We start from the raw sequence: 24741 nt of genomic DNA, 5'->3' as shown, positions 1-24741 counted from the left end.
CCTCGATTAGTAAACGTAGCACAATACCTCGCCACCCACATTTTCAGCTTTCGCCTCTTTCTCTGTCATTACTCCCTTAGAAGTTGACAAGATTGCAATACCTAGTCCACTTAGGACACGAGGCATATTCTCAACGTGAGCATATTTACGTAAACCAGGAGTACTAATCCTCTCCAACTTTGTAATAGCAGGTTGCTTTGTAGCAGGGTTATACTTCAAGGCAATTTTGATTGTACCCTGAACTGAAGAATCATCAAAACGGTAACTCTGGATGTATCCTTTGTTATAGAGAACTTTCGTAATCTCCTTTTTGATGTTACTCGCCGGGATCTCTACTACCCGATGATTAGCCTTTATGGCATTACGTACCCGGGTAAGGTAATCGGCAATTGGGTCTGTATTCATTTGATCAAGAAAGAGCGACCTTTTTAGGGAGCCGCAAAGATAAGAAAATTTCGTCACCACAGAAAGAGGCGACGAAATTTTCGGTTAAGACTACTTAGCTCGACTTTTAGGGCTCGGCTAATGGTTTCTCTCGGCAACCTGCCAAGTCTTGTTACTTGTGTATAAGATACACAAGTAACTTAATAATCATCTACCAGCTTGACTTAGTCACACCTGGTATCTTACCTGCTAACGCCATTTCACGGAACGTAACACGGCTGATGCCAAACTTTCGCATGTAACCACGAGGGCGACCATTGATCTTGTCACGGTTGTGGATACGTACAGGTGAGGCGTTACGAGGCAATTTATCAAGTCCTTCATAATCGCCAGCAGCTTTTAAAGCTTTACGCTTCTCAGCATAACGAGCAACTGTGGCAATACGCTTTCTCTCTCGCGCTTTAACGGATTCCTTAGCCATTATTCTGTTTCTTGGCGTTGGTGAACGGCATACCGAATGCTTTGAGAAGCTCATAGCTTTGCTCATCATTTTCGGCGGTAGTCACGAAGGTAATATCCATACCAGAAATCGACTTGATTTTATCTATCGAAATTTCTGGAAAGATAATTTGCTCCTTAATACCTAATGTATAGTTACCACGACCATCAAAGCCTTTATCGTTAATACCTTTGAAGTCGCGCACACGTGGCAAAGCCACGGTAAGCAAACGATCCATGAATTCGTACATACGCTCACCGCGCAAAGTAACCTTTGCACCGATTGGCATCCCTTCACGAAGTTTGAAGTTAGATACCGAGCGTTTAGCAATAGTAGCAACAGCTTTTTGACCCGTTATAGTCGACAGTTCATCAACTCCGTTATCAACAAGCTTTTTATCAGCTACTGCAGCACCAATTCCTCGGTTAATACAGATTTTTGTGATACGTGGAACCTGCATGATGCTCTTAAATTGGAATTTCTCCTGCAGAGCTGGTACCACTTCCTTATTATATTTCTCTTTCAGTCGAGCCATTGTCGTAGAGCCAGTTTAGGCGTTTTTCGGATCAATTGGCTGCACATTACTCACATGAATAGGAGCTTCAATCTTGGTAATACCACCTTGTGGGTTTTTAGCACTAGGTTTATTGTGCTTAGTAACCAGATTCAAACCTTCTATGATCACGCGCTGTGTTGAGCGGTTCACCGACTTGATCACGCCGGTTTTGCCACGCTCATCACCAGCAATAACCTTTACGGTATCGCCAGTCTTAACATGCAGTTTTGCGGGCTTTTGTTCTTTAGTTTTTGTTGCCATCACTTAGAGAACTTCAGGAGCCAGCGAAACAATCTTCATGAATTGCTTTTCACGCAATTCACGGGCAACTGGCCCAAAGATCCGAGTGCCACGTGGCTCATCATTGTTATTGAGCAATACAGCAGCGTTATCATCGAAGCGAATATAAGAGCCATCTTTACGACGGATTTCTTTCTTCGTACGAACTACTACTGCTTTTGATACAGCGCCTTTTTTAGCGTTACCTGAAGGCAGAGCCGACTTGATAGCTACGACGATCTTATCGCCTACGCTGGCGTACTTTTTACCTGTACCCCCTAGGACACGAATGCAAAGTACTTCTTTAGCGCCGCTATTATCAGCGACGGTAAGACGGGATTCTTGCTGTATCATCTTATTTAGCGCGTTCTATAATCTCTACTAGTCTCCAACGCTTGCTCTTGCTTAAAGGACGAGTCGACATAATTCGTACTGTGTCCCCTTCGCCGCATTCGTTGTTCTCATCATGAGCCATGAACTTAGTGCTCTTGGTCACAAATTTACCGTAGATCGGGTGTTTCATTTTGCTTTCCACCATCACCGTAATGGACTTGTCCATTTTGGAACTGGTTACGCGCCCAATGATTTCTTTGCGCAGGTTACGCTCGGAAGCGTTAGTTACCTGCTGTTCTGCGTTGGTTGCCATCGTTTATTTAGCAGTTTGGGTTGCCTGCTCGTTTTCGCGACGGGTCAACTCAGTCTTCAGACGAGCGATGTTCTTGCGGCTATGCTTCAGGCGAACCGGGTTTTCCAAGGGAGAAATAGCATGCGCAAAACGCAGGGTTTGACCATTGGTTTGTTCGGCTTTGATTTGCTCCTTCAGCTCTTCTAGCGAAAGGGCGCGGATATCAGTGTTCTTCATCTTACTTGCTTTCTACGTAGTCGCGACGAACAACAAATTGAGTTCTCACTGGCAGCTTTTGCGCAGCAAGACGCAAAGATTCTTGCGCCACTTCCAAAGGCACACCGTCTGATTCGAACATAATGGTCCCAGGTTTTACAACAGCTACCCAATACTCAGGGGAGCCTTTACCTTTACCCATACGAACTTCGGCTGGCTTCTTTGTGATCGGTTTATCAGGGAAAATGCGAATCCATACTTGACCTTCGCGCTTCATTGCGCGGGTCATAGCGATACGGGCTGCTTCAATCTGGCGAGCTGTGATCCAAGCTTGCTCCAGCGACTTGATGGCGAATGAACCAAAGTCGATGGTGCTGCCGCGATGAGCAAGACCCGTTACGCGACCCTTTTGCATCTTCCGATACTTGGTTCTTTTCGGTTGTAACATGAGTTATCGAAAAAAAGATTCGAGAAGAAAAGGATTAGCGACGTGGCCCACGGTTCTGTCCACCAGCGCCACCACCGCGACGTTGGCCTCCAGCCTGACCACCACGGTTATCGCCACCACGATTTTCACCGCCACGATCATTACGATCGCGACGAGGACCACGATCACCGCCGCGGTCACCGCGCTCACCACGTGGGCCACGATCATTACTACGGTTGTCGTTACCTTGGTTAGCGGGCTGCTGGTTTGGCGAAAGATCAGGCTTGCCGAATATTTCGCCACGCATCACCCATACCTTTATGCCAATTTTACCATACACAGTCTGTGCCTCTGATAAAGCATAATCTATATCAGCACGCAGTGTGTGCAGAGGCGTACGGCCCTCCTTGTATTGCTCAGTACGAGCAATCTCAGCACCGCCAAGACGTCCCGATACTTGTACTTTGATGCCTTCTGCTCCAACGCGAATAGCGCCTTGAATAGCTTGTTTCATCGCCCTACGGAATGAAATACGAGCTTGCAGTTGCTGAGCGATACTTTCGCCTACTAGTTTAGCATCAAGTTCTGGACGCTTGATTTCGAAGATATTGATCTGAACGTCTTTGCTTGTAATCTGCTTAAGTTCGTCTTTGATCTTATCGACCTCAGCACCACCTTTGCCTATTACTACACCCGGACGAGCTGTATTGATAGTAATAGTGATGCGCTTTAGAGTACGCTCAATAACTATGCGGCTAATACCACCTTTCGGGATACGCGCCATAATATACTTACGGATTTTTTCGTCTTCTACCAGCTTGTCGGCAAAGTCCTTGCCACCGTACCAGTTCGAGTCCCATCCTTTAATGACACCCAAGCGGAAGCCAACCGGATTTACTTTCTGTCCCATAGTGCTTATACGGAGGCTTCTGCCTTGTTTTCAGTGGTTTTCTTCGAAGAGCTACGGCGAGTGCGTGCAGCGCCTGCTTGTGCTTCAACTGGATTTTTCTCAGCAGCTTGTTTAGCAGCAGCTTTGCTGCCCATCGGTTCTACTTTCGAATCAATAACCAGCGTCACATGATTGCTACGCTTGCGGATGCGGTGGCCGCGTCCTTGGGGAGCTGGGCGCAACCGCTTTAATTGTCTGCCTTCATCAACGAAAATCTCTTTTATATAGAGATTTGCATCTTCGATTCGCTCTTCTTCATTCTTTTGCTGCCAGTTGGCAAGAGCTGAAAGAAGAAGTTTTTCGATGCGTTCGGCACCTGAGTTAGCTTCGAATTTTAGCAAGCCTAAAGCACGAGTTACTTTCTGGCCGCGAACCAAGTTGGCTACCATACGCATCTTACGAGGCGAGGTAGGCACATTGCGGAGTTTAGCAGTAGCTTCCATCTTAGCGCTTGCCTTTATCTTTCTTGGCTACGTGACCACGGAAGTTACGAGTTGGGGCAAACTCACCGAGCTTGTGACCAACCATATTCTCCGTTACATAAACCGGGATGAACTTATTGCCGTTGTGTACAGCGAATGTGTGACCTACGAAGTCTGGTGAAATCATCGAACGGCGAGACCATGTCTTCACCACCGACTTCTTGCCAGAGTCTTCCATCACTTGAACTTTCTTCTCGAGCCGGAAGTCAATGTACGGCCCTTTTTTTAGCGAACGTGCCATTGGTTACTTCTTGCCTTTACGGTTAACGATGAGCTGCTCGGAATACTTGTTTTTGTTGCGTGTCTTCTGACCTTTAGCGAAGATACCATTGCGGCTGCGCGGGTGACCACCAGACGATTTACCTTCACCACCACCCATGGGGTGGTCAACTGGGTTCATTGCAACACCACGTACACGTGGACGACGACCCAACCAACGGTTACGTCCAGCTTTGCCGAGACGTACATTCATATGATCACCGTTTGACACAGTCCCTACTGTAGCCATGCAGGTAACTAGTACCATGCGCATTTCACCAGAAGGTAACTTTAACGTTGCGTATTTATCTTCACGTGCTACCAGCTGAGCATAAGTACCAGCCGACCGCGCCATTGCAGCACCGGCACCAGGCATCAACTCGATGTTGTGCACTATGGTACCTAGAGGCATTTCACGTAACGGAAGAGCGTTCCCTACTTCAGGAGCTGCTGCTGCACCTGATACTACAGTAGATCCAACAGCCAAACCTGCAGGCGCGATGATATATCGCTTCTCACCATCAGCATAACTCAAGAGAGCAATGCGAGCAGTACGGTTAGGATCGTACTCAATCGTCTTAACAGTAGCTGGAACACCAGCTTTATCCCGTTTAAAATCGATGATACGATACTTTTGCTTGTGGCCACCACCTATGTAGCGGTTGGACATTTTCCCCGCGTTGTTGCGGCCACCGGATTTTTCCATGGGTGCCAACAGCGACTTCTCTGGCGTCGACGTCGTAATTTCGTCGAAGGCAGGAGCGATACGGAAGCGCTGACCCGGTGATGTTGGTCTTAGTTTTTTGAGTGCCATTGATATAGCTTAAATTCGCTTTTCAGAAAGGCTTCTGTATCAATTAGATACCGTTATAGAAGTCGATTACGTCGCCTTCTTTTACAGTTACGATAGCCTTTTTGCCATGAGGGCGACGACCTGTTACGGAGCCACCTTTCGTGAACTTGGATTTGAGTTTACCATTGGTGCGAATCGTGCTAATGCCCGTTACAGTCACACCATAAATTTGCTCAATCTCCTTTTTAATCTGAACCTTGTTGGCAGTGCGCTCTACTTCAAAAGCATACTGCCCCTTTTCGTTCAGAGCCGTGGCCTTTTCGGTCACGATTGGTTTTTTCAGCGTGCTCATTACTCAGCAGTAGTATAGAGTTGTTCTAACGACTTCAACCCATCCTCTGACAACAATAAAGTGTCTGTGTTGAGCAGATCGTGCGTATTCAAGGCAATGGGCGTAGCAACTTTCACTTTCTGAATGTTGCGAGCCGATAGGATCACGTTCTTATCAGCTGTAGCCGTCACTAGCAAGGTCTTTTTACCGTTGTTCAGCTTTAAACCGGAGAGAATCGAAAGAAATTCCTTGGTCTTAGGCGCAGAGAAAGTAATATTCTCTACCAAAGCAAGTTTTCCTTCCTGTGCTAACACAGACAAAGCAGAAAGACGAGCAAGACGCTTGGTCTTTTTATTCAGCTTAAAACCGTAATCACGCGGCTCAGGACCGAACACGCGACCGCCACCAATGAAGACTGGTGACTTCATGCTGCCTGCCCGAGCGCCGCCAGTTCCTTTTTGCTTTTTAAGCTTTTTGGTTGTACCGCTAACCTCGTTACGCTGCTTCGACTTGTGCGTACCTTGGCGCTGATTAGCCAAATACTGCTTTACGTCGAGGTACATTACGTGCTCGTTAGGTTCGAGACCGAATACGGCATCTGACAAAGTAACCTTACGGCCTGTGTCTTCACCCTTGATGTTATATACTGACAGTTCCATCACGCGTTATTTTTCCAGGACCACGTAAGAATTTTTGGCACCAGGAACAGAGCCGCTTACTACGATAAGATTCTTATCAGCTACTACGCGCAAAACTTTCAGGTTTTGCACTTTCACACGGTCACCACCCATACGACCAGCCATACGCATTCCTTTGAATACGCGTGAAGGCCAAGAGCAAGCACCAATAGAACCTGGGTGGCGAAGACGGTTGTGCTGACCGTGGGTCTGGCCGCCAACCCCAGCAAAATTGTAGCGCTTTACAACACCCTGAAAGCCTTTGCCTTTCGAAGTGCCGACAACGTCAACAAATTCACCTTCCTCAAATAAGCTAGCATCGATTTGAGCACCAGCTGCATACGTAGATTCAGCATCCAAACGAAACTCTACAAGTTTTCGCTTGGGAGTTGTACCGGCTTTAGCAAAGTGTCCAGCCAAAGCCTTGGTGGTGTTCTTTGCTTTTTTTTCGCCGTAGCCGAGTTGTACAGCTGTGTAGCCGTCATTCTCAAGCGTTTTAACCTGCGTCACTACGCACGGACCCGCTTCTATGAGCGTGCAAGGAATGTTCTTCCCGTCCGGAGTGAAGAGGCTTGTCATACCGATTTTTTTACCGATGATGCCAGGCATTCTGATTGAAATTTATTAAAGACGCAAAGAAAACGCCCAAGTGGCGTTTTCAGAATGGGAGTGCAAAGCTAGGTAAAAGAGGGTTAAAAGTCTAATGTGATCTGGAAATATTTTTCTATTCTAAACATATCGCCTATTGAATAGCTGCTATCTCTGTTTCAAACACTTCAAGCTATACAAATGAACATCGCTTGCCATAGCGCTTGCTTGTAGAATAGGTATGCTTCTTTATGTAAAAAGCCCTTCTCAATTGCGGTTGTGCCTCACAGTCAAGCTGGTTTCCATGTATGGGTTTCCTCTTCCGACCTGTTGCCTTCGATAGCAAGCATAATAAATAGGATAGAGAAGGTAAGCCCTATCTGTGTTTCTAGGGTATATTCTACCAAAAAAGAAAGGGTTAGAATAGTATAATGCACTACTAATATTGGGCTGAGCTTAGACCATAATTGCACACATGGCATAAAGAAGAATACTAAAAATACAACTAATCCAACTATACCATATGCAACGAGATTATATAAAAACTGATTATGCGGCTTAATATATGATTTATGCCTAATTGCTGGAAAGTTTTTTTTATAGTACTCTGCCAACTCACTATCCATATCAGCCTTGCCGATCCCAAACCATGGGTGTTCTTTAATAATTAAGTAAGCAACTTTATAAGAATATACCCTACCTACTAAAGAGTAATTGTTAGCGGATTCGATCTTATTTACTTTACTAACGTCCTCACGGGTATTTGTAAATTTGTTACGAAATGTCGGAAAAATCAAATAACTAATAAGGGGTATTATTATCATTACAAAAGTCAGCAAAATAATTCGCTTATAACTATTTGACTTCACAAGCAACCATAACCATGCTAGTGCCGCGACAGCATACATTGTAATTAATCCGCTCCTAACAGCTAATAGATGTTGAAAAAATATCAAAAATATTGTACCGGCTATTATGCTGACTTTCTTCGCTTTAGGTAGTTTATCATTATATATCCACAATACTCCGAAAGCACTAGCCAAAGTTACCATCAAGCTAAAGCGGATGTGATCAGGCTCTGTAGGCATAATTTTTGACCTTAGGTACTGTTCATTTATTTGCTCTACATGTTGTAAATAGTTACTCGTACTGACTATCGCTGAAGCTAATACCAAAACACAAAAAAAAATCCAAAGCCACCTCAAATATTTAGCGGGAAATTCAGGCAGTATTGCAAAAGATACTGGAAGCAATAAAAAAGGAGATTGCAAAAGCACATCGCGCCAGTATTCAAGTCGATTTGCTTCATCAGTATTTAATCCAGCTGACAGATGAAGAAAGAATATTACTGTAATAGGGATATATACCTTATATTCCTTATTTCGAGTTTCTCTATAGAGTAAAAAATATATCAAAGCGGTTACTAATAACCCTATTATTCCAATACTAGGTAATATCCTAAAGAAACTACTTGTGAAAAGTCCTGCAATAATTAATGAGCAGAAACTCGTTGCTACAAGAGGGAAATGCGGCTTCAAGTACCTCTTATTTAAAATAGAATTCATGCAGAAGGCAATTTTAGCACTAAGCAAATATTAGTGTCTTCAAACAGATTATACCAAAGGTTCTAACTTACTTTAACGTAGTTAGTGCAATAACAAAACACCCCACAGGATTTATAAAACCTGTGGGGTGTTTTGTTATTAACAAATAGGAAAGCCTCAGACTTTGATTTCTACATCAACGCCGCTTGGCAATTCTAGCTTCATCAAGGCATCCACTGTCTTAGAAGAAGTAGAATATATATCAACTAAGCGCTTATAGGTGCAAAGCTGAAATTGCTCACGAGACTTTTTGTTCACGTGTGGCGAACGCAGTACTGTGAATTTTTCTTTGTTAGTCGGCAGTGGAATAGGACCACTTACAATGGCACCCGTAGCCTTTACCGCTTTTACAATCTTCTCGGAGGACTTGTCCACAAGATTATGATCGTAAGACTTGAGCTTAATGCGAATTTTCTGGTTCATGATTCTTAGTCTTAAAGCGGATTAGCGAACGGCATTCCCTTTTTGTTTAGCAACAATACCATCGGCCAAGTTCTGAGGTACCTGCTCATAATGTGAGAAAGTAAGAGAAGCCGAAGCACGACCGGAAGAGATAGTGCGTAGATCAGTTACATAACCAAACAATTCCGATAGAGGAACATCAGCTTTGATAACTTGAGCACCAGCTTTGGTATCCATACCTTTCATCAAGCCGCGACGACGGTTAAGGTCACCGGTAACAGGACCAGTGTATTCGTCAGGGCAAACAACCTCAACTGCCATGATAGGCTCAAGGAGTTTAGGACCAGCTTGACGAGCTGCTTCACGGAAACCACCACGGGCAGCAAGTTCGAAAGACAGTGCGTCTGAGTCAACATCATGATACGAACCGTGGAACAGCCGCACCTTCATGCCTTCAATAGGGAAACCAGCCAATGGGCCGTTTTTCATTGCCTCTTCGAAACCTTTCTGAATCGGAGCAATAAATTCGCGTGGGATAACACCACCTACGATAGCATTGTCAAATTCTAAACCTGGCTTCTCAGGCTCTGTTTCTTTAGGGCCGAGTTCAAAGACAATGTCACCAAACTTACCACGACCACCGGTTTGCTTCTTGTAAGTTTCGCGGTGTTCTACTTTCTTCGTAAGTATCTCTTTGTAAGCAACCTGCGGTGCACCTTGGTTGATTTCCACCTTGAACTCACGACGCATACGATCGATAATGATTTCCAAGTGAAGCTCACCCATACCACGCAGAACAGTCTGACCAGTTTCAGGGTCAGTGTTTACCTTCAAAGTAGGGTCTTCTTCAATGAGCTTGGCAATTGCCATACCCATCTTATCTACGTCAGCTTGCGTTTTTGGCTCAATAGCGTAACCAATTACCGGTTCCGGGAACGACATCGATTCAAGTACGATAGGCGACTTTTCATCGGTAAGAGTATCGCCCGTTTTGATGTCTTTGAAACCAACCCCAGCTGCAATATCACCCGCTTGAATTTTATCAATTGGGTTTTGCTTATTGGAGTGCATCTGCATAAGCCGCGAGATACGCTCTTTCTTGCCAGTACGGTTGTTCAATACGTAAGAGCCAGACTCTAGCACGCCGCTGTAGCAACGGAAAAAGCACAGACGTCCTACGAATGGGTCAGTTGCAATTTTAAATGCAAGCGCGGTAAAAGGCTCATCATTATCGGGATGGCGCTCCATTTCCTCGCCATTCTCGGGATTAGTACCGATGATAGGAGGCATGTCAAGCGGCGATGGCAAATAGGCCATTACGCCATCTAGCATCGACTGTACACCTTTATTTTTGAAAGCCGAGCCACACATCACAGGAGAAAACTTCATGTCGATAACCGCTTTGCGGATTACCACCATCATTTCCTCGCGGGTAATGCTTTCTGGATCATCAAAGAACTTTTCCAGTAGAAGATCGTCGTATTCAGCAACGCTTTCTACCAACTTTTGACGCCATTCGGCAACAGTCTCCACCAGATCCTCAGGAACTGGAATTTCGTGATATGACTTACCCTGGGTAGCATCATCCCATACAATTGCTTTGCCTGTCAGCAAGTCGACAACACCTTTGAAGGTATCTTCAGCGCCAATCGGAATTTGCAGTGGGACAGGGTTAGCACCCAACTTATCCTTAATCTCAGCTACAGCTTTGAAGAAGTCAGCTCCTGCGCGGTCCATCTTATTGACGAAGCAAATGCGAGGAACCTTATACTTATCGGCTTGGCGCCAAACCGTTTCTGACTGGGGCTCTACACCCGATACAGCACAGAAAAGAGCTACCGCACCGTCTAATACTCGCAACGAACGTTCAACTTCTACGGTGAAGTCAACGTGGCCAGGAGTATCGATTAGGTTAATTTTATACTGCTTAGTCTCCGGCGTAGGATCGCCATTGGCATCAGTTGGATAATTCCAAAACGTGGTGGTAGCAGCAGAAGTAATAGTAATACCACGCTCCTGCTCTTGTTCCATCCAGTCCATCGTGGCGGCACCTTCGTGCACCTCCCCGATCTTGTGGGTTTTTCCGGTATAGTAAAGAATGCGCTCCGAAGTCGTGGTTTTGCCGGCGTCGATGTGCGCCATAATCCCGATGTTTCGGAGGAAATGCAGGTCTTTGTTAACGGCCATTGCTTTGTTTATGACTTAGGGACTTTATGACTTGAGGACTTAGAACACGGAAAAAAGGATTCCGATTCACTAAGTCCTCAACTCCTAAAATCTCTGTATGTCTAGATTAGAAGCGGAAGTGCGAGAAAGCTTTGTTTGCTTCGGCCATCCGGTGCGTATCGTCTTTTTTCTTAACAGCAGCACCTTCACCTTTAGCAGCAGCAATAATCTCACCTGCCAACTTGTCCTTCATGGTCTTTTCACCACGACGACGAGCGTATTGAATCATCCACTTGGCACCAACCGAAATGCGGCGATCAGGACGAACTTCAGTAGGCACTTGGAAGGTAGCACCACCTACTCGGCGGCTCTTAACTTCTACAGTAGGCATTACATTGTTCAGGGCCTTGCGCCACATTTCCAGGCCATTCTCCTTAGTACGCTGCTCTACGATTTCGCAGGCATCGTAGAAAATAGTGTAAGCAAGATTCTTTTTCCCGTCGTACATCATGTAGTTGACGAAACGGGTTACTAGCGTCTCCTTGTACTTAGGATCGGGCAGGAGAATGCGCTTCTTTGGTTTTGACTTTCTCATATTGCTGTTAGGGACTTGGGGTCTCAGGGTCTTGGGGACTTAGTCATGCAGGCTCCTGTTACAAAACCCACTTCCCTAAGTCCTCAAGACCCCAAGCCCCTAAAAAATTATTTCTTCTTGCCTGGTGCTGGCTTGCCACCTTTGCCGGTAGCAGCTGGTTGACCTGGCTTCGGGCGCTTTGCACCGTATTTCGAGCGACGCTGCAAACGTCCGTTAACACCTGCCGTGTCGAGAGCGCCACGGATGATGTGATAACGCACGCCTGGCAAGTCTTTAACCCGGCCACCGCGAATCAGCACGATTGAGTGCTCCTGCAGGTTGTGGCCTTCACCTGGAATATAGGCGTTGACTTCTTTGCCGTTGGTGAGACGCACACGAGCGACTTTACGCATTGCCGAGTTCGGCTTTTTAGGCGTAGTGGTATATACACGGGTGCAAACGCCACGGCGCTGCGGGCAAGAGTCGAGAGCGGGCGACTTCGACTTAGTCGTAAGCTTCTCTCTTCCTTTGCGTACTAACTGGTTGATGGTAGGCATCTACGGAATGGTTTGTCGAGGAGGGTCTTCTCCCAAAAAATTAGGCTTGCAAAGGTATAGACTCTGGTTTACAATAGCAAACGTGTTGAAATAGATAATTTTAGGAGAGCAGAGTTGGCAAGAGAAGTGGTTAAATTCTCAGAATCATGCATTTAGCGGCTAATAGTAGGGATATATGTCTTCTTAACTTATGTTACCCTGCCAAGTCAGTGCTTGATTACCCTACCTGTTCGTATAAATACAGGAAACTCAACGACTTGCTTTTGTTCTCCCCAAGCTCTTCTTACCTGATCAGATATGAGAAGAAGTGCGTCGCTATTGTTTTGCTGCTGGTACTGCTGAACACTGGACCACGTGCGCAGATAATTCAGGAATCTTTCCGCATCCCATTCTAGTTCGATTTGGAATTCGCGGTGTTCTACCTCAGCGAACGGGAAAGGAATTTTAGCGAATCGGTCATCAATATGCTTGCGATTACTATCCCAGTAAGCCCCGATTGTTTCGGCATAGAAGTGCTTAACAATAGGATCGATGCTTTGATTCACCTTCAGCAAGCTGTACCCCCACTCTGCAATAATTGCCTGAGGCTTGGCAACACGATATACTTCCTGATGAAAAGCAGCCGCATCAAACCAATGTAAGGCCTGTGCAACCGTGATAAGATCAAAAGAGTTGCTCGAAAACTGGGTTTGCTCAGCTGAGCTAATGCTATACTTGATATTATCAAGTTGGATTGCCCTTTGCAGTTGCGCCTCACTTATATCGGTTGCTTCTACATGAGCGAAATGCTTTGCCAAGGCAGTAGCAACTTGGCCATTACCTGTCCCGCAATCCCAAGCTGAAATGTTACTTTGTAATCGTGAATATATATAGGCGTATAGCTCTGAGGGGTACTCAATCCTGTATTGTACATACAAATCAGCATGCCCCGAAAAGCGATCAAGTGATTGGAAGCCCATAACCAAATCTAAAACAAGAAGCTTCTGTGTGGAACAGAAGCTTCGTTTATAATTGACTGATTGTCAATAGTTTATGCCTCACCCATAGTTCCACCGAAGTTCATGGGGTAGCTTGGCATATCGGGCTGCTGTTTGATTGGTCCAAAAGTCTGTTCAAACCGCTCAATGTTATCCGAAAGGGCTGCTAATAGCCGCTTGGCATGTTCGGGCGTTACCACAATGCGTGCTTTCACCTTAGCCTTCGGAAGGCCTGGCATCAGACGTATAAAATCAATCACAAACTCGCTGCTGCTGTGCGCAATCATCGCCAAATTGGCGTATTCGCCTTCAGCGACTTCTTCTGAGAGCTCGATATTGATGGCGTTGGGGTCCTGTGGAACCGGGGGGTCGGGTTGTTGAGACATAGGATTAAAAACAAGTTTTGATATGTAGGTACGAAAACCGAAGAACTAAAGCTACCCAAAAGAAAAAGCCGATCGGATTCCTCCAATCGGCTTTTTCTCTTATAGTATCAGCAGTGCTTATTCCTGAACGGAAGTTTCGCGTCTGCCTACCCGCGACGAACGCTTCGGCTCAGGAGCTTCGGCTTTCGAGGCTTGCAGAGTTTCGAGTTCGTCCTTCGACCCTACGATTTGGCGAGTATACTCGCGCAGACCAGTACCTGCTGGAATGAGGTGCCCCACGATTACGTTCTCTTTCAGGCCCAACAGTTCGTCAGCCTTGCCACGGATGGCAGCTTCCGACAACACCTTGGTAGTTTCCTGGAAGGAAGCGGCCGAGATGAACGATTGGGTGCCCAACGAGGCTTGCGTAATACCTTGCAAGGTAGGACGAGACACAGCAGGCTGAGCGTCACGTACTTCCACGAGCTTGAGGTCACGGCGCTTCAGGCTAGAGTTCTCATCGCGCAAACGACGGGCACTCACAATCTGACCGGGCTTCAGGTTCGGAGAATCACCGGCTTCGGTCACCACCTTCATGTCGATGATAGTGTCATTCTCTTCCATGAAGATGATCTTATCGATCACTTGATGCTCAAGGAAGGTTGTGTCACCAGCGTCCAGAATCACAACTTTCTGCATCATCTGACGAACTACCACCTCGATGTGCTTGTCGTTAATCTTGACACCTTGCAAGCGGTATACTTCTTGGATCTCGTTTACAAGGTACTCCTGCACCGCGCCGGGTCCCTGAATGCTCAGGATGTCAGATGGCGTGATAGCACCGTCTGAAAGCGGCATACCAGCTCGGATGAAGTCGTTGTCCTGCACCAGGATGTGCTTCGACAGCGGCACCATGTATTTCTTCTTCACGCCGTCTTTCGACTCGACGAAGATTTCACGGTTACCACGCTTCACAGTACCATAGGTTACTACGCCATCGATCTCTGACACAACAGCGGGGTTCGACGGGTTACGAGCTTCGAAGAGTTCGGTAACACGGGGCAGACCACCAGTAATGTCGCGGGTTTTGCCCACGGCACGCGGAATCTTAGCCAAGATGTGACCGGCTTTGATTTTCTCGCCGTTCTCCACGTTGATGTGCGAACCTACCGGGATGCTGTAACCTTTCTGCGGCTCGGCATCGCCCTTTTTCGTCGCTTTCACGATGATAGAGGGGTTTTGCGCCTTATCGCGAGACTCGATGATTACCTTTTCACGGTGACCCGTTTGTTCATCCGATTCTTCACGATAGGTAACACCCTCAGTGATAGCATCATACTGAACCGTACCATCAAACTCTGAGAGGATGACAGCATTATACGGATCCCAGTTGCAAAGTTCTTGGCCCTTCTCAACTTGCTGACCTTCGTCAACGAGCAAGAAGGAACCGTAAGGTACGTGGTTGGAGATGAAGACTTTACCCGTGGTAGGTTCTATAAGCCGAACTTCGCCCGAACGTCCCATTACAACCTTCACCTTTTCGCCTTCAGCGTTGGTCGAATCAACCGTACGGATGTCTTCGAACTCAACAGTACCAGCGAATTTAGCCCGGATGCTGGCCTCAACCGCAATGTTAGAAGCCGTACCACCTACGTGGAAAGTACGCAACGTCAACTGGGTACCAGGTTCACCAATGGACTGAGCCGCGATAACACCAACAGCTTCACCTTTCTGCACCATACGGCCAGTTGAAAGGTTACGCCCGTAGCATTTGGCGCAGATACCACGCTTGGATTCGCAAGTCAGCACCGAACGGATTTCTACCGTCTCAATGGCTGTATTGTCGATCATGCGGGTGTACTCCTCCGTGATTTCCTCACCTGCTGCCAGAATGATTTCGTCGGTGTGCGGATCCACGATGTCGTGAACAGCTACGCGACCAAGAATACGTTCAGCCAGTGATTCTACTACGTCTTCGTTGTCTTTCAGCGCCGAAACCTCGAGGCCACGGAGTGTTCCGCAGTCTACTTCGTTTACGATCACGTCTTGCGACACGTCTACCAAACGACGAGTTAAGTAACCAGCATCAGCCGTTTTCAACGCGGTATCAGCCAGACCTTTACGAGCACCGTGAGTTGAGATAAAGTACTCGATTACGTCCAGACCTTCTTTGAAGTTAGACAGAATCGGGTTCTCGATGATCTCACCTACTGAACCTTGCAACGATTTCTGAGGCTTGGCCATCAGACCACGCATACCGCCGAGCTGACGAATCTGCTCACGCGAACCGCGGGCACCGGAGTGCATCATCATGTAGATCGAGTTGAAGCCCTGGTTCTCCTTTTCGAGGCGGCCCATAAGGGTTTCAGTGATCTGGTTGTTGATACGCGTCCAGATGTCAATTACTTGGTTGTAACGCTCGTTGTCGGTAATCAGACCCATCTGATAGTTCTGAGTTACCGCCTTCACGTCGTTTTGCGCTTGCAGCACGAGCTCATCCTTTTCCTTTGGAATTTGGATATCACCCAAGCCCATCGACAGACCACCTTTGTAAGCCGACTGGAAACCCAGTGTCTTGATGTCGTCGAGGAACTGTGCTGTGCGAGCCATACCGGTCCGCTTGAACACCAACGAAATAATTTGCTGAAGCTTCTTCTTCGTCAGCAACTCATCTACGAAACCTACTTCTTCTGGCACAAACTCGTTGAAGAGCACACGACCTGCAACAGTCTCGATGATTTTCGTCACCAAGTTGTCATTCTCGTCGCGAACCTTCGTCCGAACCTTAATGTAAGCGTGCTTCGAGAGGCGACCTTCGTTGATGGCAATAACTACTTCCTCCGAAGAGTAGAAAGTCATGTCTTCACCGTCGATCTTCTCCTCGGGTGTACTGCGTTTGCCTTTGGTTACATAATACAAACCCAAAACCATGTCCTGCGACGGTACCGCGATGGGTGCGCCGTTGGCTGGGTTCAGGATGTTGTGCGACGCGAGCATAAGCATCGAAGCTTCCAAAATAGCGGCCGGCCCAAGCGGAACGTGCACAGCCATCTGGTCACCGTCAAAGTCAGCGTTAAAGGCCGTACAAACGAGTGGGTGCAGCTGAATAGCTTTACCCTCAATGAGGCGAGGCTGGAAAGCTTGGATACCCAGACGGTGCAACGTAGGAGCACGGTTCAGCAGGACGGGGTGGCCCTTCAGAACGTTCTCCAAGATGTCCCATACTACGGCGTCCTTACGGTCAACGATTTTCTTCGCTGATTTTACCGTCTTCACGATACCGCGCTCGATGAGCTTACGGATGATGAACGGTTTGAACAGCTCGGCCGCCATGTTCTTGGGCAGACCACACTCGTGCAGTTTCAGCTCAGGACCCACGACGATAACCGAACGGCCGGAGTAGTCGACACGCTTACCGAGTAGGTTTTGACGGAAGCGGCCCTGCTTGCCTTTCAGCATATCGGACAGCGACTTCAGGGCACGGTTACCTTCGGCGCGCACGGCGTTCACCTTACGCGAGTTGTCAAAGAGCGAGTCAACGGCTTCCTGCAACATGCGTTTCTCGTTCCGCAGAATCACTTCGGGCGCTTTGATTTCGATCAGGCGCTTAAGGCGGTTGTTACGGATGATAACGCGGCGGTACAGGTCGTTCAAGTCGGATGTAGCAAAACGACCACCATCCAACGGCACAAGCGGACGCAGTTCCGGTGGAATTACCGGTACCATGCGAATTACCATCCACTCAGGCTTGTTCTCAATGCGAGTTGCAGCATCACGGAACGCTTCAACTACGCGCAAACGCTTAAGTGCCTCAGCTTTACGCTGTTGCGAAGTTTCATGCGCAGCCGAGTCCCGGAGGCTGTAAGAAAGCTCGTCGAGGTTGATGCGCTCCAACAGAAGTTGCAGAGCATCAGCACCCATGCGAGCGATGAACTTATTAGGATCTTCGTTCGGCAACATCTGATTCTCCCGGGGGAGTTTGTCGATGATGTCGAGGTACTCATCTTCCGTAAGGAAGTCAAGTTGCTGTACGCCCTCTTCGGCCAGCACGCCCGGTTGCACTACCACGTAGCGCTCGTAGTAAATGATCTGGTCGAGCTTCTTGGTGGGCAGGCCCAGCAGATAGCCGATTTTGTTGGGCAGCGACTTGAAATACCAAATGTGAGCAACAGGCACCACCAGTTCGATGTGGCCCATCCGCTCACGACGTACTTTCTTCTCGGTCACCTCCACGCCGCAACGGTCGCAGATGATCCCTTTATAACGGATGCGCTTGTACTTACCGCAGTGGCATTCCCAGTCCTTTACAGGACCGAAAATCCGCTCGCAGAACAGGCCACCCATTTCGGGTTTGTACGTCCGGTAGTTGATCGTCTCGGGTTTCACGACTTCACCGTTCGACCGCTCCAAGATGGATTCGGGCGAGGCTAGCGAAATGGTGACTTTCGAGAAGTCTTGCACCAGTTTCTTGTTTTTTGCAAACGCCATTTGTGTGGGTTTAAGCTGTTAGCTGATGGCTGTAAGCTGTTAGTTTATCAACACCAAGGGTCTTGGCCCAGAGTAAACCAACAAGTAACATTCTATAAAAGTGCGGTTGGATGAAGTTGCTGATTATCAATATACAACACATTGACAATCAGCAACCTACACCAAACAGCTTAATCAAGCGTGATTTCCAGGGCCAGACCGCGCAACTCGTGAATGAGTACGTTGAATGACTCGGGGATATTTGGCTTCGGCAATACGTCGCCTTTTACAATGGCTTCGTACGCTTTGGCTCGGCCGATAACGTCGTCCGATTTTACCGTCAGGATTTCCTGCAGCACGTTCGACGCACCGAAGGCTTCCAGTGCCCACACTTCCATCTCGCCGAAACGCTGACCACCGAACTGAGCCTTACCACCCAGCGGCTGCTGCGTGATGAGCGAGTAGGGTCCGATCGAACGAGCGTGCATCTTGTCATCGACAAGGTGACCCAGCTTCAGCATGTAGATGACACCAACCGTTACCGGCTGGTCGAAACGCTGACCCGTCAGGCCATCGTGCAAGTAAGCCCGGCCAAAGGTTGGCAGACCAGCTTCCGTCAATTCTCGCGATACTTCCTCTTCGGTAGCGCCGTCGAAAATTGGGGTAGCGTAGGTACGGCCCAGCTTCAAGCCAGCCCAGCCCAACACAGTCTCATAGATCTGGCCGATGTTCATACGGCTAGGTACACCGAGCGGGTTAAGCACGATGTCCATGGGCGTACCATCTGGCAAGAAAGGCATATCCTCATCGCGAACGATACGGGCTACAACCCCCTTGTTACCGTGACGACCAGCCATCTTATCACCTACCTTCAGCTTACGCTTCTTGGCAATGTAAACTTTGGCTAACTGTACGATGCCAGCTGGAAGCTCATCTCCTACTTCCAGTGTAAACCGGTCGCGCTTGAAACGGGCAGTGATGGTGTTGCGACGCTTGGTATAGTTTTTCACCAATTGCGTCACCATGCCATTCACTTTGTCATCAGCAGTCCAGTTGTCCAGCATGAGGTCTTTGAACATGTTGACCTCTTCCGGCACAGCGTAGTTGCTCTCGTCCTTGTAAGGGTTTTTTTCGGGGAAGAGCGCTTCAGCGATATTCTTCTTGCCAAACTTCACGCCTTTGCTCAGGATTTCATCGCCAAACTTGTGCTTAATGCCTTGCGACGTCTTGCCTTCCAGCAATTGCACGAGCTTGTCAACCATCACCGATTTCACACCACGAAGCTCTTGGGCGTAGCGGTCTTTCAACTCTTCTACTTCCTTCTTCGACTTGGCGCGCAGGTTCTTATCCTTCTTCGGACGTGAGAATAGCTTCGTACCGATAACAACCCCATTGAGTGAGGGCGGCGCTTTAAGCGAGGCATCCTTCACATCGCCGGCTTTGTCACCAAAGATGGCGCGGAGTAGCTTCTCTTCTGGAGTCGGATCAGTTTCACCTTTCGGCGTAATCTTACCGATAAGAATATCACCTTCGCGAACTTCAGCGCCTAAACGGATGATACCGTTGTCGTCGAGATTCCGAACAGCTTCTTCGCTCACGTTCGGAATCTCCGACGTCAGTTCTTCTTCGCCACGCTTGGTTTCGCGAACTTCCAACTCAAATTCTTCGATGTGAATCGAAGTGAAGATGTCATCACGAACTACACGCTCCGAGATCACGATAGCATCCTCGAAGTTGTAACCCTGCCATGGCATAAATGCCACTTGCATGTTACGACCCAAAGCCAGCTCACCGTTGTTCGTGCCGTAGCCTTCGCATAGCGGTTGGCCCTTCTCCACGCGCTGACCGCGTTTTACAATCGGAGTCAGGTTGATGCAGGTATCTTGGTTAGTCCGACGGAATTTGATCAGGTCGTAAGAAACCCGTTCAGCATCGAAGCTCACTAAGATGTCGTCTTCCGTAAGATCGTACTTAACGATGATCTTATTAGCATCAACATAATCGATAGTACCTGAGCCTTCGGCTACTACCAGTGCACGTGAGTCAATTGCAGTACGACCCTCCAGACCAGTACCCACGATTGGAGCTTGTGGCTTCAACAGCGGCACTGCTTGGCGTTGCATGTTCGATCCCATCAGCGCACGGTTGGCGTCATCATGTTCCAAGAATGGAATCAGTGAAGCAGCTACCGATACAATCTGGTTTGGGGCAACGTCCATATAGGTATACTCCTGCGGTTCTACAACCGGGAAGTCACCTTCAAAACGTCCTTTCACCAAATCGTTAATGAAGTTACCCTCATCATCAATACGGGCGTTGGCCTGTGCAATGTGGTGGGTATCTTCCTCTTCAGCAGTCAGATATTTTACGTTCTCGCTAACGTCAACTTTGCCGTTCTCTACAGCACGGTAAGGAGTTTCGATGAATCCCATCGAATTGACACGAGCATGCACGCACAGCGACGAAATCAGACCGATATTGGGTCCTTCCGGTGTTTCGATCGTGCAAAGACGACCATAGTGCGTGTAATGAACGTCACGTACTTCGAAACCCGCACGCTCACGCGACAGACCTCCTGGCCCCAGTGCCGATACGCGACGCTTATGCGTCACCTCAGCCAGCGGGTTAGTCTGGTCCATGAACTGGGAAAGCTGATTAGTGCCGAAGAACGAGTTGATTACCGACGACAGCGTACGCGCGTTGATCAAGTCAACAGGCTTAAAGTCCTCGTTATCACGCACGTTCATGCGCTCCTTGATAGTACGCGCCATACGGGCCAGACCTACACCAAATTGGGCGTAAAGTTGCTCCCCCACCGTGCGTACCCGGCGATTCGACAAGTGGTCAATATCATCGACTACCGCCTTGGAATTTATCAAACCGATTAAGTACTTGACAATCAGCACGATGTCTTCGTTCGTTAGAACGCGCGCATCCCAGTTCTTATCAAGGCCCAGCTTCTTATTGATCCGGTAGCGGCCTACGTCACCAAGGTCGTAGCGCTTATCCGAGAAAAACAGCTTTTGGATGATGTCACGAGCAGTTTCTTCATCAGGGGCTTCCGTGTTGCGGAGCTGACGATAGATTTGCTCAACGGCTTCTTTCTCCGAGTTAGAGTTGTCCTTCTGAAGTGTGTTATAAATGATTGCGAAGTCAGCAATATTCACGTTTTCACGATGAAGGATTACCGACTTGGCACCCGCATTCAGAATAGTGTCGATATCTTCCTCCTCAATAGTCGAGTCACGCTCTAGCAGTACTTCGTTACGATCAATAGATACCACCTCACCGGTATCCTCATCCACGAAATCTTCTGTCCAAGTGCGCAGAACCCGGGCAGCCAGCTTGCGGCCTACTGCCTTCTTCAGAGCTTTTTTCTCAGCCTTTACTTCCTCAGACAATCCGAACAAGTCGAGAATGTCTTTATCCGTGCCGTAACCGATTGCCCGAAGAAGCGTGGTCACCGGAAACTTCTTTTTCCGGTCGATGTATGCATACATTACATTGTTCACGTCCGTGGCAAACTCAATCCACGAACCCTTGAACGGAATAATGCGCGCCGAATATAATTTCGTGCCGTTTGTGTGCTTGCTTTGAGCAAAGAACACGCCTGGCGAACGGTGCAATTGCGATACAATAACCCGCTCAGCACCATTGATAACGAATGAGCCTTTTTCGGTCATGTATGGGATGTTACCCAAAAACACTTCCTGCTCAATCGTTTCAAAATCTTCGTTGTCGGTGTCGTTACACACCAGACGCAGCTTAGCTTTCAGAGGTACCGAATAAGTCAGACCTCTATCAATGCACTCATCCACCGAGTATTTCGGTGGATCGACGTGATAATCAATAAATGTTAAAACAAAGTTTTCGCGCGAATCCGAAATTGGAAAGTTCTCGGCGAAAACCTTGAAGAGCCCCTCGTCGGTCCGGTTCTCGGCGGCCGTCTCCAACTGGAAGAAATCCATAAACGAGCGCACTTGCACGTCTAGGAAGTCGGGATACTCGATAACCTTTTTAATCTTGGCGAAATTGATCCGCTCGTCAGCAGCTTGCAATTTTTGCAGTGCTGCATTTGCTTTCGGTGTAGCCAATGTATGTGGGGTTAGAAAATGGACACTGAGAGGATGCAATTGGTAACCCAACAGAAGCCCGGTGCGTTTAGGCACAAAAAGCCGCAAAGCGGCATGTAATCGAACTTCAGTAAAGTTTATTGCCTACAAACAGGAAAAGACCTGGCTTAGTTGCCAGGCCTATCCTTATTTGCGGGAGAAAAAACGGGGCCGCAGAGTTATTTAACCTCTACTTCAGCGCCAGCTTCTTCCAGTTGCTTCTTCAGCGAGTCGGCTTCGTCTTTAGCAACGCCTTCTTTCAGGGGCTTAGGAGCACCGTCAACCAGCTCTTTTGCTTCTTTCAAGCCCAGACCGGTTAGGTCTTTAACCAGCTTCACAACTGCCAATTTCTGGCCGCCAGCAGCTTTCAGGATCACGTCAAATGAGGTCTTCTCCTCAGGAGCTTCAGCAGCAGCACCAGCGCCACCACCAGCTACCATTACTGGAGCAGCAGCAGCGGGCTCAATGCCGTACTCGTCCTTCAGGATAGCGGCCAGTTCGTTTACTTCTTTCACCGTCAGGCTAACGAGCTGCTCAGCGAATGCTTTCAAATCTGCCATTTCTGTAGATTGTTAAAAAAAGAGGGTTGTTGAGTTGAATTAAGGATGGAAAAGATGAGCAACGGTTAGCCTGCAGCCTCTTCTTTTTCCGAAAGAGTTTTGAGAATACCAGCCAATTTGCTGCCTCCACTCGAAAGAGCCGAAATAACATTCTTAGCAGGTGATTGTAGCAAGCCGACGATTTCGCCGATGAGTTCTTGCTTGCCTTTAATAGTGCTAAGAGTTGTAAGCTGGTTGGAACCAATGTAGATGCTAGCATCTACATAAGCACCTTTCAGGACTGGCTTGGGCTCTACACCTTTGCCATAAGCTTGTTGCTTATAAAAATCCTGTAAAAGTTTTGCTGGTGCCGAACCTGATTCTTTTGAAAACAAAACGCCCGATTGACCTTTCAATGCAGCGTCCATCTCAGTGGTATCGCTGGTAAGAGTGTCAAGTGCTTTGCGAATCAGAGTGTTCTTGTACACTTTGAATTCCATGCCGCGATTAAAACACAGGCGACGAAATTCATTGATTTTAGCCACTGACATCACCGAAGCATCAGTGATGTAGAACGAATTGTGCGATTGAAACTTCTCGCTCAGCTCGTCGACAAGGGCTTGTTTTTCTTCCCGGGTCATATGCGTCGTCAGTTGTTATTAAGCGGAAGTTACCGTCGTGTCAACCGGAACGGCCGGGCTCATCGTGCTCGACAACGTGATGCTTCTGATATAAGTGCCTTTTGCCGAAGAAGGCTTCAAACGAGTTAGCGTTTGAATGACTTCTATAGCATTTTCAGCAATCTTTTGATCATCAAAGGAGACTTTACCTACGCTGCAATGAATGATGCCGGTCTTATCAACTTTGAAGTCAATCTTACCAGCTTTTACTTCTTGTACAGCTTTAGCTACATCAGTTGTAACCGTACCCGATTTTGGGTTTGGCATCAAACCACGAGGACCAAGTACGCGACCTAGACGACCAACTTTTGCCATCACCGACGGCATAGTGATAATTACGTCAATGTCGGTCCAACCCTTCTCGATTTTGGAGATATAGTCGTCAAGTCCTACGTAGTCAGCACCGGCAGCTGTAGCCTCCGCTTCCTTGTCAGGAGTCACAAGAGCTAATACACGAACGGTTTTGCCAGTACCATGAGGAAGCGTAGCAACGCCACGAACCATTTGGTCAGCTTTACGAGGATCTACACCCAAACGCACATCGATATCAACCGAAGCATCAAACTTAGTGTAGGTGATATCCTTCACTACTTTAGCTGCCTCAACTAAGCTACGAATTTGTGTTAGGTCGTGTTTGGCAAGGGCTTCCTTGCGCTTTTTGCTAACTTTTGCCATGATTTGCTTCTCCTTTCTAGTTATTCAGCAAAGGGAGAAGTTCCCGAGATGGTGATACCCATGCTACGAGCCGTACCAGCTACCAATTTCATAGCTGATTCAACTTTGAAAGCATTGAGATCAGGCATTTTGGTTTCGGCAATCTGGCGAACTTGATCCCATGTAACAGAACCTACTTTGTTACGGTTAGGCTCTTTCGAACCGCTCTGAAGCTTAGCAGCTTCCAGTAGCATAACCGGTGCAGGTGGAGTTTTTACCACAAAGTCAAAAGACTTGTCGGTATACATAGTGATCAATACAGGACATACTTGGCCGGCCTTATCTTGGGTGCGAGCATTAAACTGCTTGCAGAACTCCATGATATTTAGGCCTTTGCTACCAAGTGCAGGTCCAACCGGCGGCGAAGGATTCGCAGCGCCTCCCTTTATCTGAAGTCTCAGATAACCTCTAATTTCTTTGGCCATTGGTTTGAAAGGCTTCAGGCCAACAGGTCGTAACACCAGTAGCCCTCAGTTTTGAAAGTTGCTCCTTAGTGGAAGCACCGCTGACTTGGAGCGAA

The 24741-nt window shown here is 47.7% G+C and carries 28 protein-coding genes; all 28 read right to left on the bottom strand.

Annotated features, from left to right (window positions below):
- Positions 1-6 precede the first annotated feature (6 nt).
- Positions 7-405 carry a 30S ribosomal protein S8 gene (gene rpsH / locus FHG12_RS11795; protein ID WP_139515916.1) on the bottom strand — a complete coding sequence of 133 codons (399 nt, stop codon included), beginning with the start codon at positions 403-405 and terminating at the stop codon, positions 7-9.
- A gap of 190 nt (positions 406-595) precedes the next feature.
- The gene (gene rpsN / locus FHG12_RS11790; protein WP_139515915.1) at positions 596-865 is read right to left on the bottom strand and encodes a 30S ribosomal protein S14; all 270 of its coding nucleotides are present in this window, start codon (positions 863-865) and stop codon (positions 596-598) included.
- Positions 858-1418 carry a 50S ribosomal protein L5 gene (gene rplE, locus FHG12_RS11785; protein ID WP_139515914.1) on the bottom strand — a complete coding sequence of 187 codons (561 nt, stop codon included), beginning with the start codon at positions 1416-1418 and terminating at the stop codon, positions 858-860. The genes rpsN and rplE overlap by 8 nt, the downstream gene beginning before the upstream one ends.
- A 15-nt stretch (positions 1419-1433) precedes the next feature.
- Positions 1434-1700 carry a 50S ribosomal protein L24 gene (gene rplX / locus FHG12_RS11780; RefSeq protein WP_139515913.1) on the bottom strand — a complete coding sequence of 89 codons (267 nt, stop codon included), beginning with the start codon at positions 1698-1700 and terminating at the stop codon, positions 1434-1436.
- 3 nt (positions 1701-1703) lie between these two features.
- On the bottom strand, positions 1704-2072 hold the full coding sequence (rplN, locus tag FHG12_RS11775) for a 50S ribosomal protein L14 (RefSeq protein ID WP_139515912.1): 369 nt from the start codon (positions 2070-2072) through the stop codon (positions 1704-1706).
- A gap of 1 nt (position 2073) precedes the next feature.
- Complete coding sequence (gene rpsQ / locus FHG12_RS11770) at positions 2074-2364, bottom strand: 30S ribosomal protein S17 (RefSeq protein WP_139515911.1); 291 nt, start codon at positions 2362-2364, stop codon at positions 2074-2076.
- A 3-nt stretch (positions 2365-2367) separates the two neighbouring features.
- Positions 2368-2580 carry a 50S ribosomal protein L29 gene (gene rpmC / locus FHG12_RS11765; protein WP_139515910.1) on the bottom strand — a complete coding sequence of 71 codons (213 nt, stop codon included), beginning with the start codon at positions 2578-2580 and terminating at the stop codon, positions 2368-2370.
- 1 nt (position 2581) lies between these two features.
- Positions 2582-3007, bottom strand: coding sequence for a 50S ribosomal protein L16 (rplP, locus tag FHG12_RS11760; protein ID WP_139515909.1), 426 nt, complete (start codon positions 3005-3007; stop codon positions 2582-2584).
- Positions 3008-3041: 34 nt separating this feature from the next.
- Positions 3042-3896, bottom strand: coding sequence for a 30S ribosomal protein S3 (gene rpsC, locus FHG12_RS11755; RefSeq protein WP_139515908.1), 855 nt, complete (start codon positions 3894-3896; stop codon positions 3042-3044).
- A gap of 5 nt (positions 3897-3901) precedes the next feature.
- Positions 3902-4378, bottom strand: coding sequence for a 50S ribosomal protein L22 (gene rplV / locus FHG12_RS11750; protein WP_139515907.1), 477 nt, complete (start codon positions 4376-4378; stop codon positions 3902-3904).
- A 1-nt stretch (position 4379) separates the two neighbouring features.
- Complete coding sequence (gene rpsS / locus FHG12_RS11745; protein WP_139515906.1) at positions 4380-4658, bottom strand: 30S ribosomal protein S19; 279 nt, start codon at positions 4656-4658, stop codon at positions 4380-4382.
- A 3-nt stretch (positions 4659-4661) separates the two neighbouring features.
- A complete protein-coding gene (gene rplB, locus FHG12_RS11740) occupies positions 4662-5489 on the bottom strand; it encodes a 50S ribosomal protein L2 (RefSeq protein ID WP_139515905.1) in 828 nt (275 codons plus the stop codon).
- Between the two features lie 43 nt (positions 5490-5532).
- Positions 5533-5820, bottom strand: coding sequence for a 50S ribosomal protein L23 (gene rplW, locus FHG12_RS11735; protein ID WP_139515904.1), 288 nt, complete (start codon positions 5818-5820; stop codon positions 5533-5535).
- Positions 5820-6458 (bottom strand): 50S ribosomal protein L4, encoded by a 639-nt coding sequence (rplD, locus tag FHG12_RS11730; RefSeq protein ID WP_139515903.1) that lies wholly within the window; start codon positions 6456-6458, stop codon positions 5820-5822. The genes rplW and rplD overlap by 1 nt, the downstream gene beginning before the upstream one ends.
- 6 nt (positions 6459-6464) lie before the next feature.
- Positions 6465-7085 carry a 50S ribosomal protein L3 gene (rplC, locus tag FHG12_RS11725; protein WP_139515902.1) on the bottom strand — a complete coding sequence of 207 codons (621 nt, stop codon included), beginning with the start codon at positions 7083-7085 and terminating at the stop codon, positions 6465-6467.
- Between the two features lie 269 nt (positions 7086-7354).
- The gene (locus tag FHG12_RS11720) at positions 7355-8629 is read right to left on the bottom strand and encodes an O-antigen ligase family protein (protein ID WP_139515901.1); all 1275 of its coding nucleotides are present in this window, start codon (positions 8627-8629) and stop codon (positions 7355-7357) included.
- A 156-nt stretch (positions 8630-8785) separates the two neighbouring features.
- Entirely contained in the window at positions 8786-9091 is a 306-nt protein-coding gene (rpsJ, locus tag FHG12_RS11715; RefSeq protein ID WP_044515480.1) for a 30S ribosomal protein S10, read from the bottom strand.
- Between the two features lie 21 nt (positions 9092-9112).
- Entirely contained in the window at positions 9113-11212 is a 2100-nt protein-coding gene (gene fusA / locus FHG12_RS11710) for an elongation factor G (RefSeq protein WP_317129666.1), read from the bottom strand.
- Between the two features lie 151 nt (positions 11213-11363).
- The gene (gene rpsG, locus FHG12_RS11705; protein ID WP_139515899.1) at positions 11364-11831 is read right to left on the bottom strand and encodes a 30S ribosomal protein S7; all 468 of its coding nucleotides are present in this window, start codon (positions 11829-11831) and stop codon (positions 11364-11366) included.
- Positions 11832-11938: 107 nt separating this feature from the next.
- The gene (rpsL, locus tag FHG12_RS11700) at positions 11939-12367 is read right to left on the bottom strand and encodes a 30S ribosomal protein S12 (protein ID WP_139515898.1); all 429 of its coding nucleotides are present in this window, start codon (positions 12365-12367) and stop codon (positions 11939-11941) included.
- A 206-nt stretch (positions 12368-12573) separates the two neighbouring features.
- Positions 12574-13326, bottom strand: coding sequence for a class I SAM-dependent methyltransferase (locus tag FHG12_RS11695; RefSeq protein WP_139515897.1), 753 nt, complete (start codon positions 13324-13326; stop codon positions 12574-12576).
- A gap of 71 nt (positions 13327-13397) precedes the next feature.
- On the bottom strand, positions 13398-13730 hold the full coding sequence (locus tag FHG12_RS11690) for a DUF3467 domain-containing protein (protein WP_139515896.1): 333 nt from the start codon (positions 13728-13730) through the stop codon (positions 13398-13400).
- 117 nt (positions 13731-13847) lie between these two features.
- The gene (gene rpoC / locus FHG12_RS11685; protein ID WP_139515895.1) at positions 13848-18197 is read right to left on the bottom strand and encodes a DNA-directed RNA polymerase subunit beta'; all 4350 of its coding nucleotides are present in this window, start codon (positions 18195-18197) and stop codon (positions 13848-13850) included.
- Positions 18198-18367: 170 nt separating this feature from the next.
- Positions 18368-22243 carry a DNA-directed RNA polymerase subunit beta gene (gene rpoB, locus FHG12_RS11680; protein WP_174805808.1) on the bottom strand — a complete coding sequence of 1292 codons (3876 nt, stop codon included), beginning with the start codon at positions 22241-22243 and terminating at the stop codon, positions 18368-18370.
- A gap of 224 nt (positions 22244-22467) precedes the next feature.
- Positions 22468-22848 (bottom strand): 50S ribosomal protein L7/L12, encoded by a 381-nt coding sequence (gene rplL, locus FHG12_RS11675; protein ID WP_139515894.1) that lies wholly within the window; start codon positions 22846-22848, stop codon positions 22468-22470.
- A gap of 65 nt (positions 22849-22913) precedes the next feature.
- A complete protein-coding gene (gene rplJ / locus FHG12_RS11670; RefSeq protein WP_139515893.1) occupies positions 22914-23468 on the bottom strand; it encodes a 50S ribosomal protein L10 in 555 nt (184 codons plus the stop codon).
- Positions 23469-23486: 18 nt separating this feature from the next.
- Complete coding sequence (gene rplA, locus FHG12_RS11665; RefSeq protein ID WP_139515892.1) at positions 23487-24182, bottom strand: 50S ribosomal protein L1; 696 nt, start codon at positions 24180-24182, stop codon at positions 23487-23489.
- Between the two features lie 20 nt (positions 24183-24202).
- Positions 24203-24646, bottom strand: coding sequence for a 50S ribosomal protein L11 (rplK, locus tag FHG12_RS11660; protein WP_139515891.1), 444 nt, complete (start codon positions 24644-24646; stop codon positions 24203-24205).
- Positions 24647-24741: the final 95 nt, after the last annotated feature.

The organism is Hymenobacter jejuensis (genome assembly GCF_006337165.1).
Taxonomy (GTDB): domain Bacteria; phylum Bacteroidota; class Bacteroidia; order Cytophagales; family Hymenobacteraceae; genus Hymenobacter; species Hymenobacter jejuensis.
Note: the sequence above shows the minus strand (reverse complement) of the source record. Positions and strands in the feature narration are given on the sequence as shown.

Excerpts from the sequence above, each read along its gene's own strand:
- rpsL (WP_139515898.1), bottom strand. The coding sequence starts at position 12,367 with ATGCCTACCATCAACCAGTTAGTACGCAAAGGAAGAGAGAAGCTTACG.
- rpmC (WP_139515910.1), bottom strand. The coding sequence starts at position 2,580 with ATGAAGAACACTGATATCCGCGCCCTTTCGCTAGAAGAGCTGAAGGAG.
- rplE (WP_139515914.1), bottom strand. The coding sequence starts at position 1,418 with ATGGCTCGACTGAAAGAGAAATATAATAAGGAAGTGGTACCAGCTCTG.
- rpoC (WP_139515895.1), bottom strand. The coding sequence starts at position 18,197 with ATGGCGTTTGCAAAAAACAAGAAACTGGTGCAAGACTTCTCGAAAGTC.
- rplV (WP_139515907.1), bottom strand. The coding sequence starts at position 4,378 with ATGGAAGCTACTGCTAAACTCCGCAATGTGCCTACCTCGCCTCGTAAG.
- rplX (WP_139515913.1), bottom strand. The coding sequence starts at position 1,700 with ATGGCAACAAAAACTAAAGAACAAAAGCCCGCAAAACTGCATGTTAAG.
- rplA (WP_139515892.1), bottom strand. The coding sequence starts at position 24,182 with ATGGCAAAAGTTAGCAAAAAGCGCAAGGAAGCCCTTGCCAAACACGAC.
- FHG12_RS11695 (WP_139515897.1), bottom strand. The coding sequence starts at position 13,326 with ATGGGCTTCCAATCACTTGATCGCTTTTCGGGGCATGCTGATTTGTAT.
- FHG12_RS11690 (WP_139515896.1), bottom strand. The coding sequence starts at position 13,730 with ATGTCTCAACAACCCGACCCCCCGGTTCCACAGGACCCCAACGCCATC.
- rpsC (WP_139515908.1), bottom strand. The coding sequence starts at position 3,896 with ATGGGACAGAAAGTAAATCCGGTTGGCTTCCGCTTGGGTGTCATTAAA.
- rpsJ (WP_044515480.1), bottom strand. The coding sequence starts at position 9,091 with ATGAACCAGAAAATTCGCATTAAGCTCAAGTCTTACGATCATAATCTT.
- rplB (WP_139515905.1), bottom strand. The coding sequence starts at position 5,489 with ATGGCACTCAAAAAACTAAGACCAACATCACCGGGTCAGCGCTTCCGT.
- rplL (WP_139515894.1), bottom strand. The coding sequence starts at position 22,848 with ATGGCAGATTTGAAAGCATTCGCTGAGCAGCTCGTTAGCCTGACGGTG.
- rplJ (WP_139515893.1), bottom strand. The coding sequence starts at position 23,468 with ATGACCCGGGAAGAAAAACAAGCCCTTGTCGACGAGCTGAGCGAGAAG.
- rplD (WP_139515903.1), bottom strand. The coding sequence starts at position 6,458 with ATGGAACTGTCAGTATATAACATCAAGGGTGAAGACACAGGCCGTAAG.
- rpsH (WP_139515916.1), bottom strand. The coding sequence starts at position 405 with ATGAATACAGACCCAATTGCCGATTACCTTACCCGGGTACGTAATGCC.
- rplC (WP_139515902.1), bottom strand. The coding sequence starts at position 7,085 with ATGCCTGGCATCATCGGTAAAAAAATCGGTATGACAAGCCTCTTCACT.
- rplW (WP_139515904.1), bottom strand. The coding sequence starts at position 5,820 with ATGAGCACGCTGAAAAAACCAATCGTGACCGAAAAGGCCACGGCTCTG.
- rplK (WP_139515891.1), bottom strand. The coding sequence starts at position 24,646 with ATGGCCAAAGAAATTAGAGGTTATCTGAGACTTCAGATAAAGGGAGGC.
- rpsS (WP_139515906.1), bottom strand. The coding sequence starts at position 4,658 with ATGGCACGTTCGCTAAAAAAAGGGCCGTACATTGACTTCCGGCTCGAG.
- rplP (WP_139515909.1), bottom strand. The coding sequence starts at position 3,007 with ATGTTACAACCGAAAAGAACCAAGTATCGGAAGATGCAAAAGGGTCGC.
- FHG12_RS11720 (WP_139515901.1), bottom strand. The coding sequence starts at position 8,629 with ATGAATTCTATTTTAAATAAGAGGTACTTGAAGCCGCATTTCCCTCTT.
- fusA (WP_317129666.1), bottom strand. The coding sequence starts at position 11,212 with ATGGCGCACATCGACGCCGGCAAAACCACGACTTCGGAGCGCATTCTT.
- rpsG (WP_139515899.1), bottom strand. The coding sequence starts at position 11,831 with ATGAGAAAGTCAAAACCAAAGAAGCGCATTCTCCTGCCCGATCCTAAG.
- rpsQ (WP_139515911.1), bottom strand. The coding sequence starts at position 2,364 with ATGGCAACCAACGCAGAACAGCAGGTAACTAACGCTTCCGAGCGTAAC.
- rplN (WP_139515912.1), bottom strand. The coding sequence starts at position 2,072 with ATGATACAGCAAGAATCCCGTCTTACCGTCGCTGATAATAGCGGCGCT.
- rpsN (WP_139515915.1), bottom strand. The coding sequence starts at position 865 with ATGGCTAAGGAATCCGTTAAAGCGCGAGAGAGAAAGCGTATTGCCACA.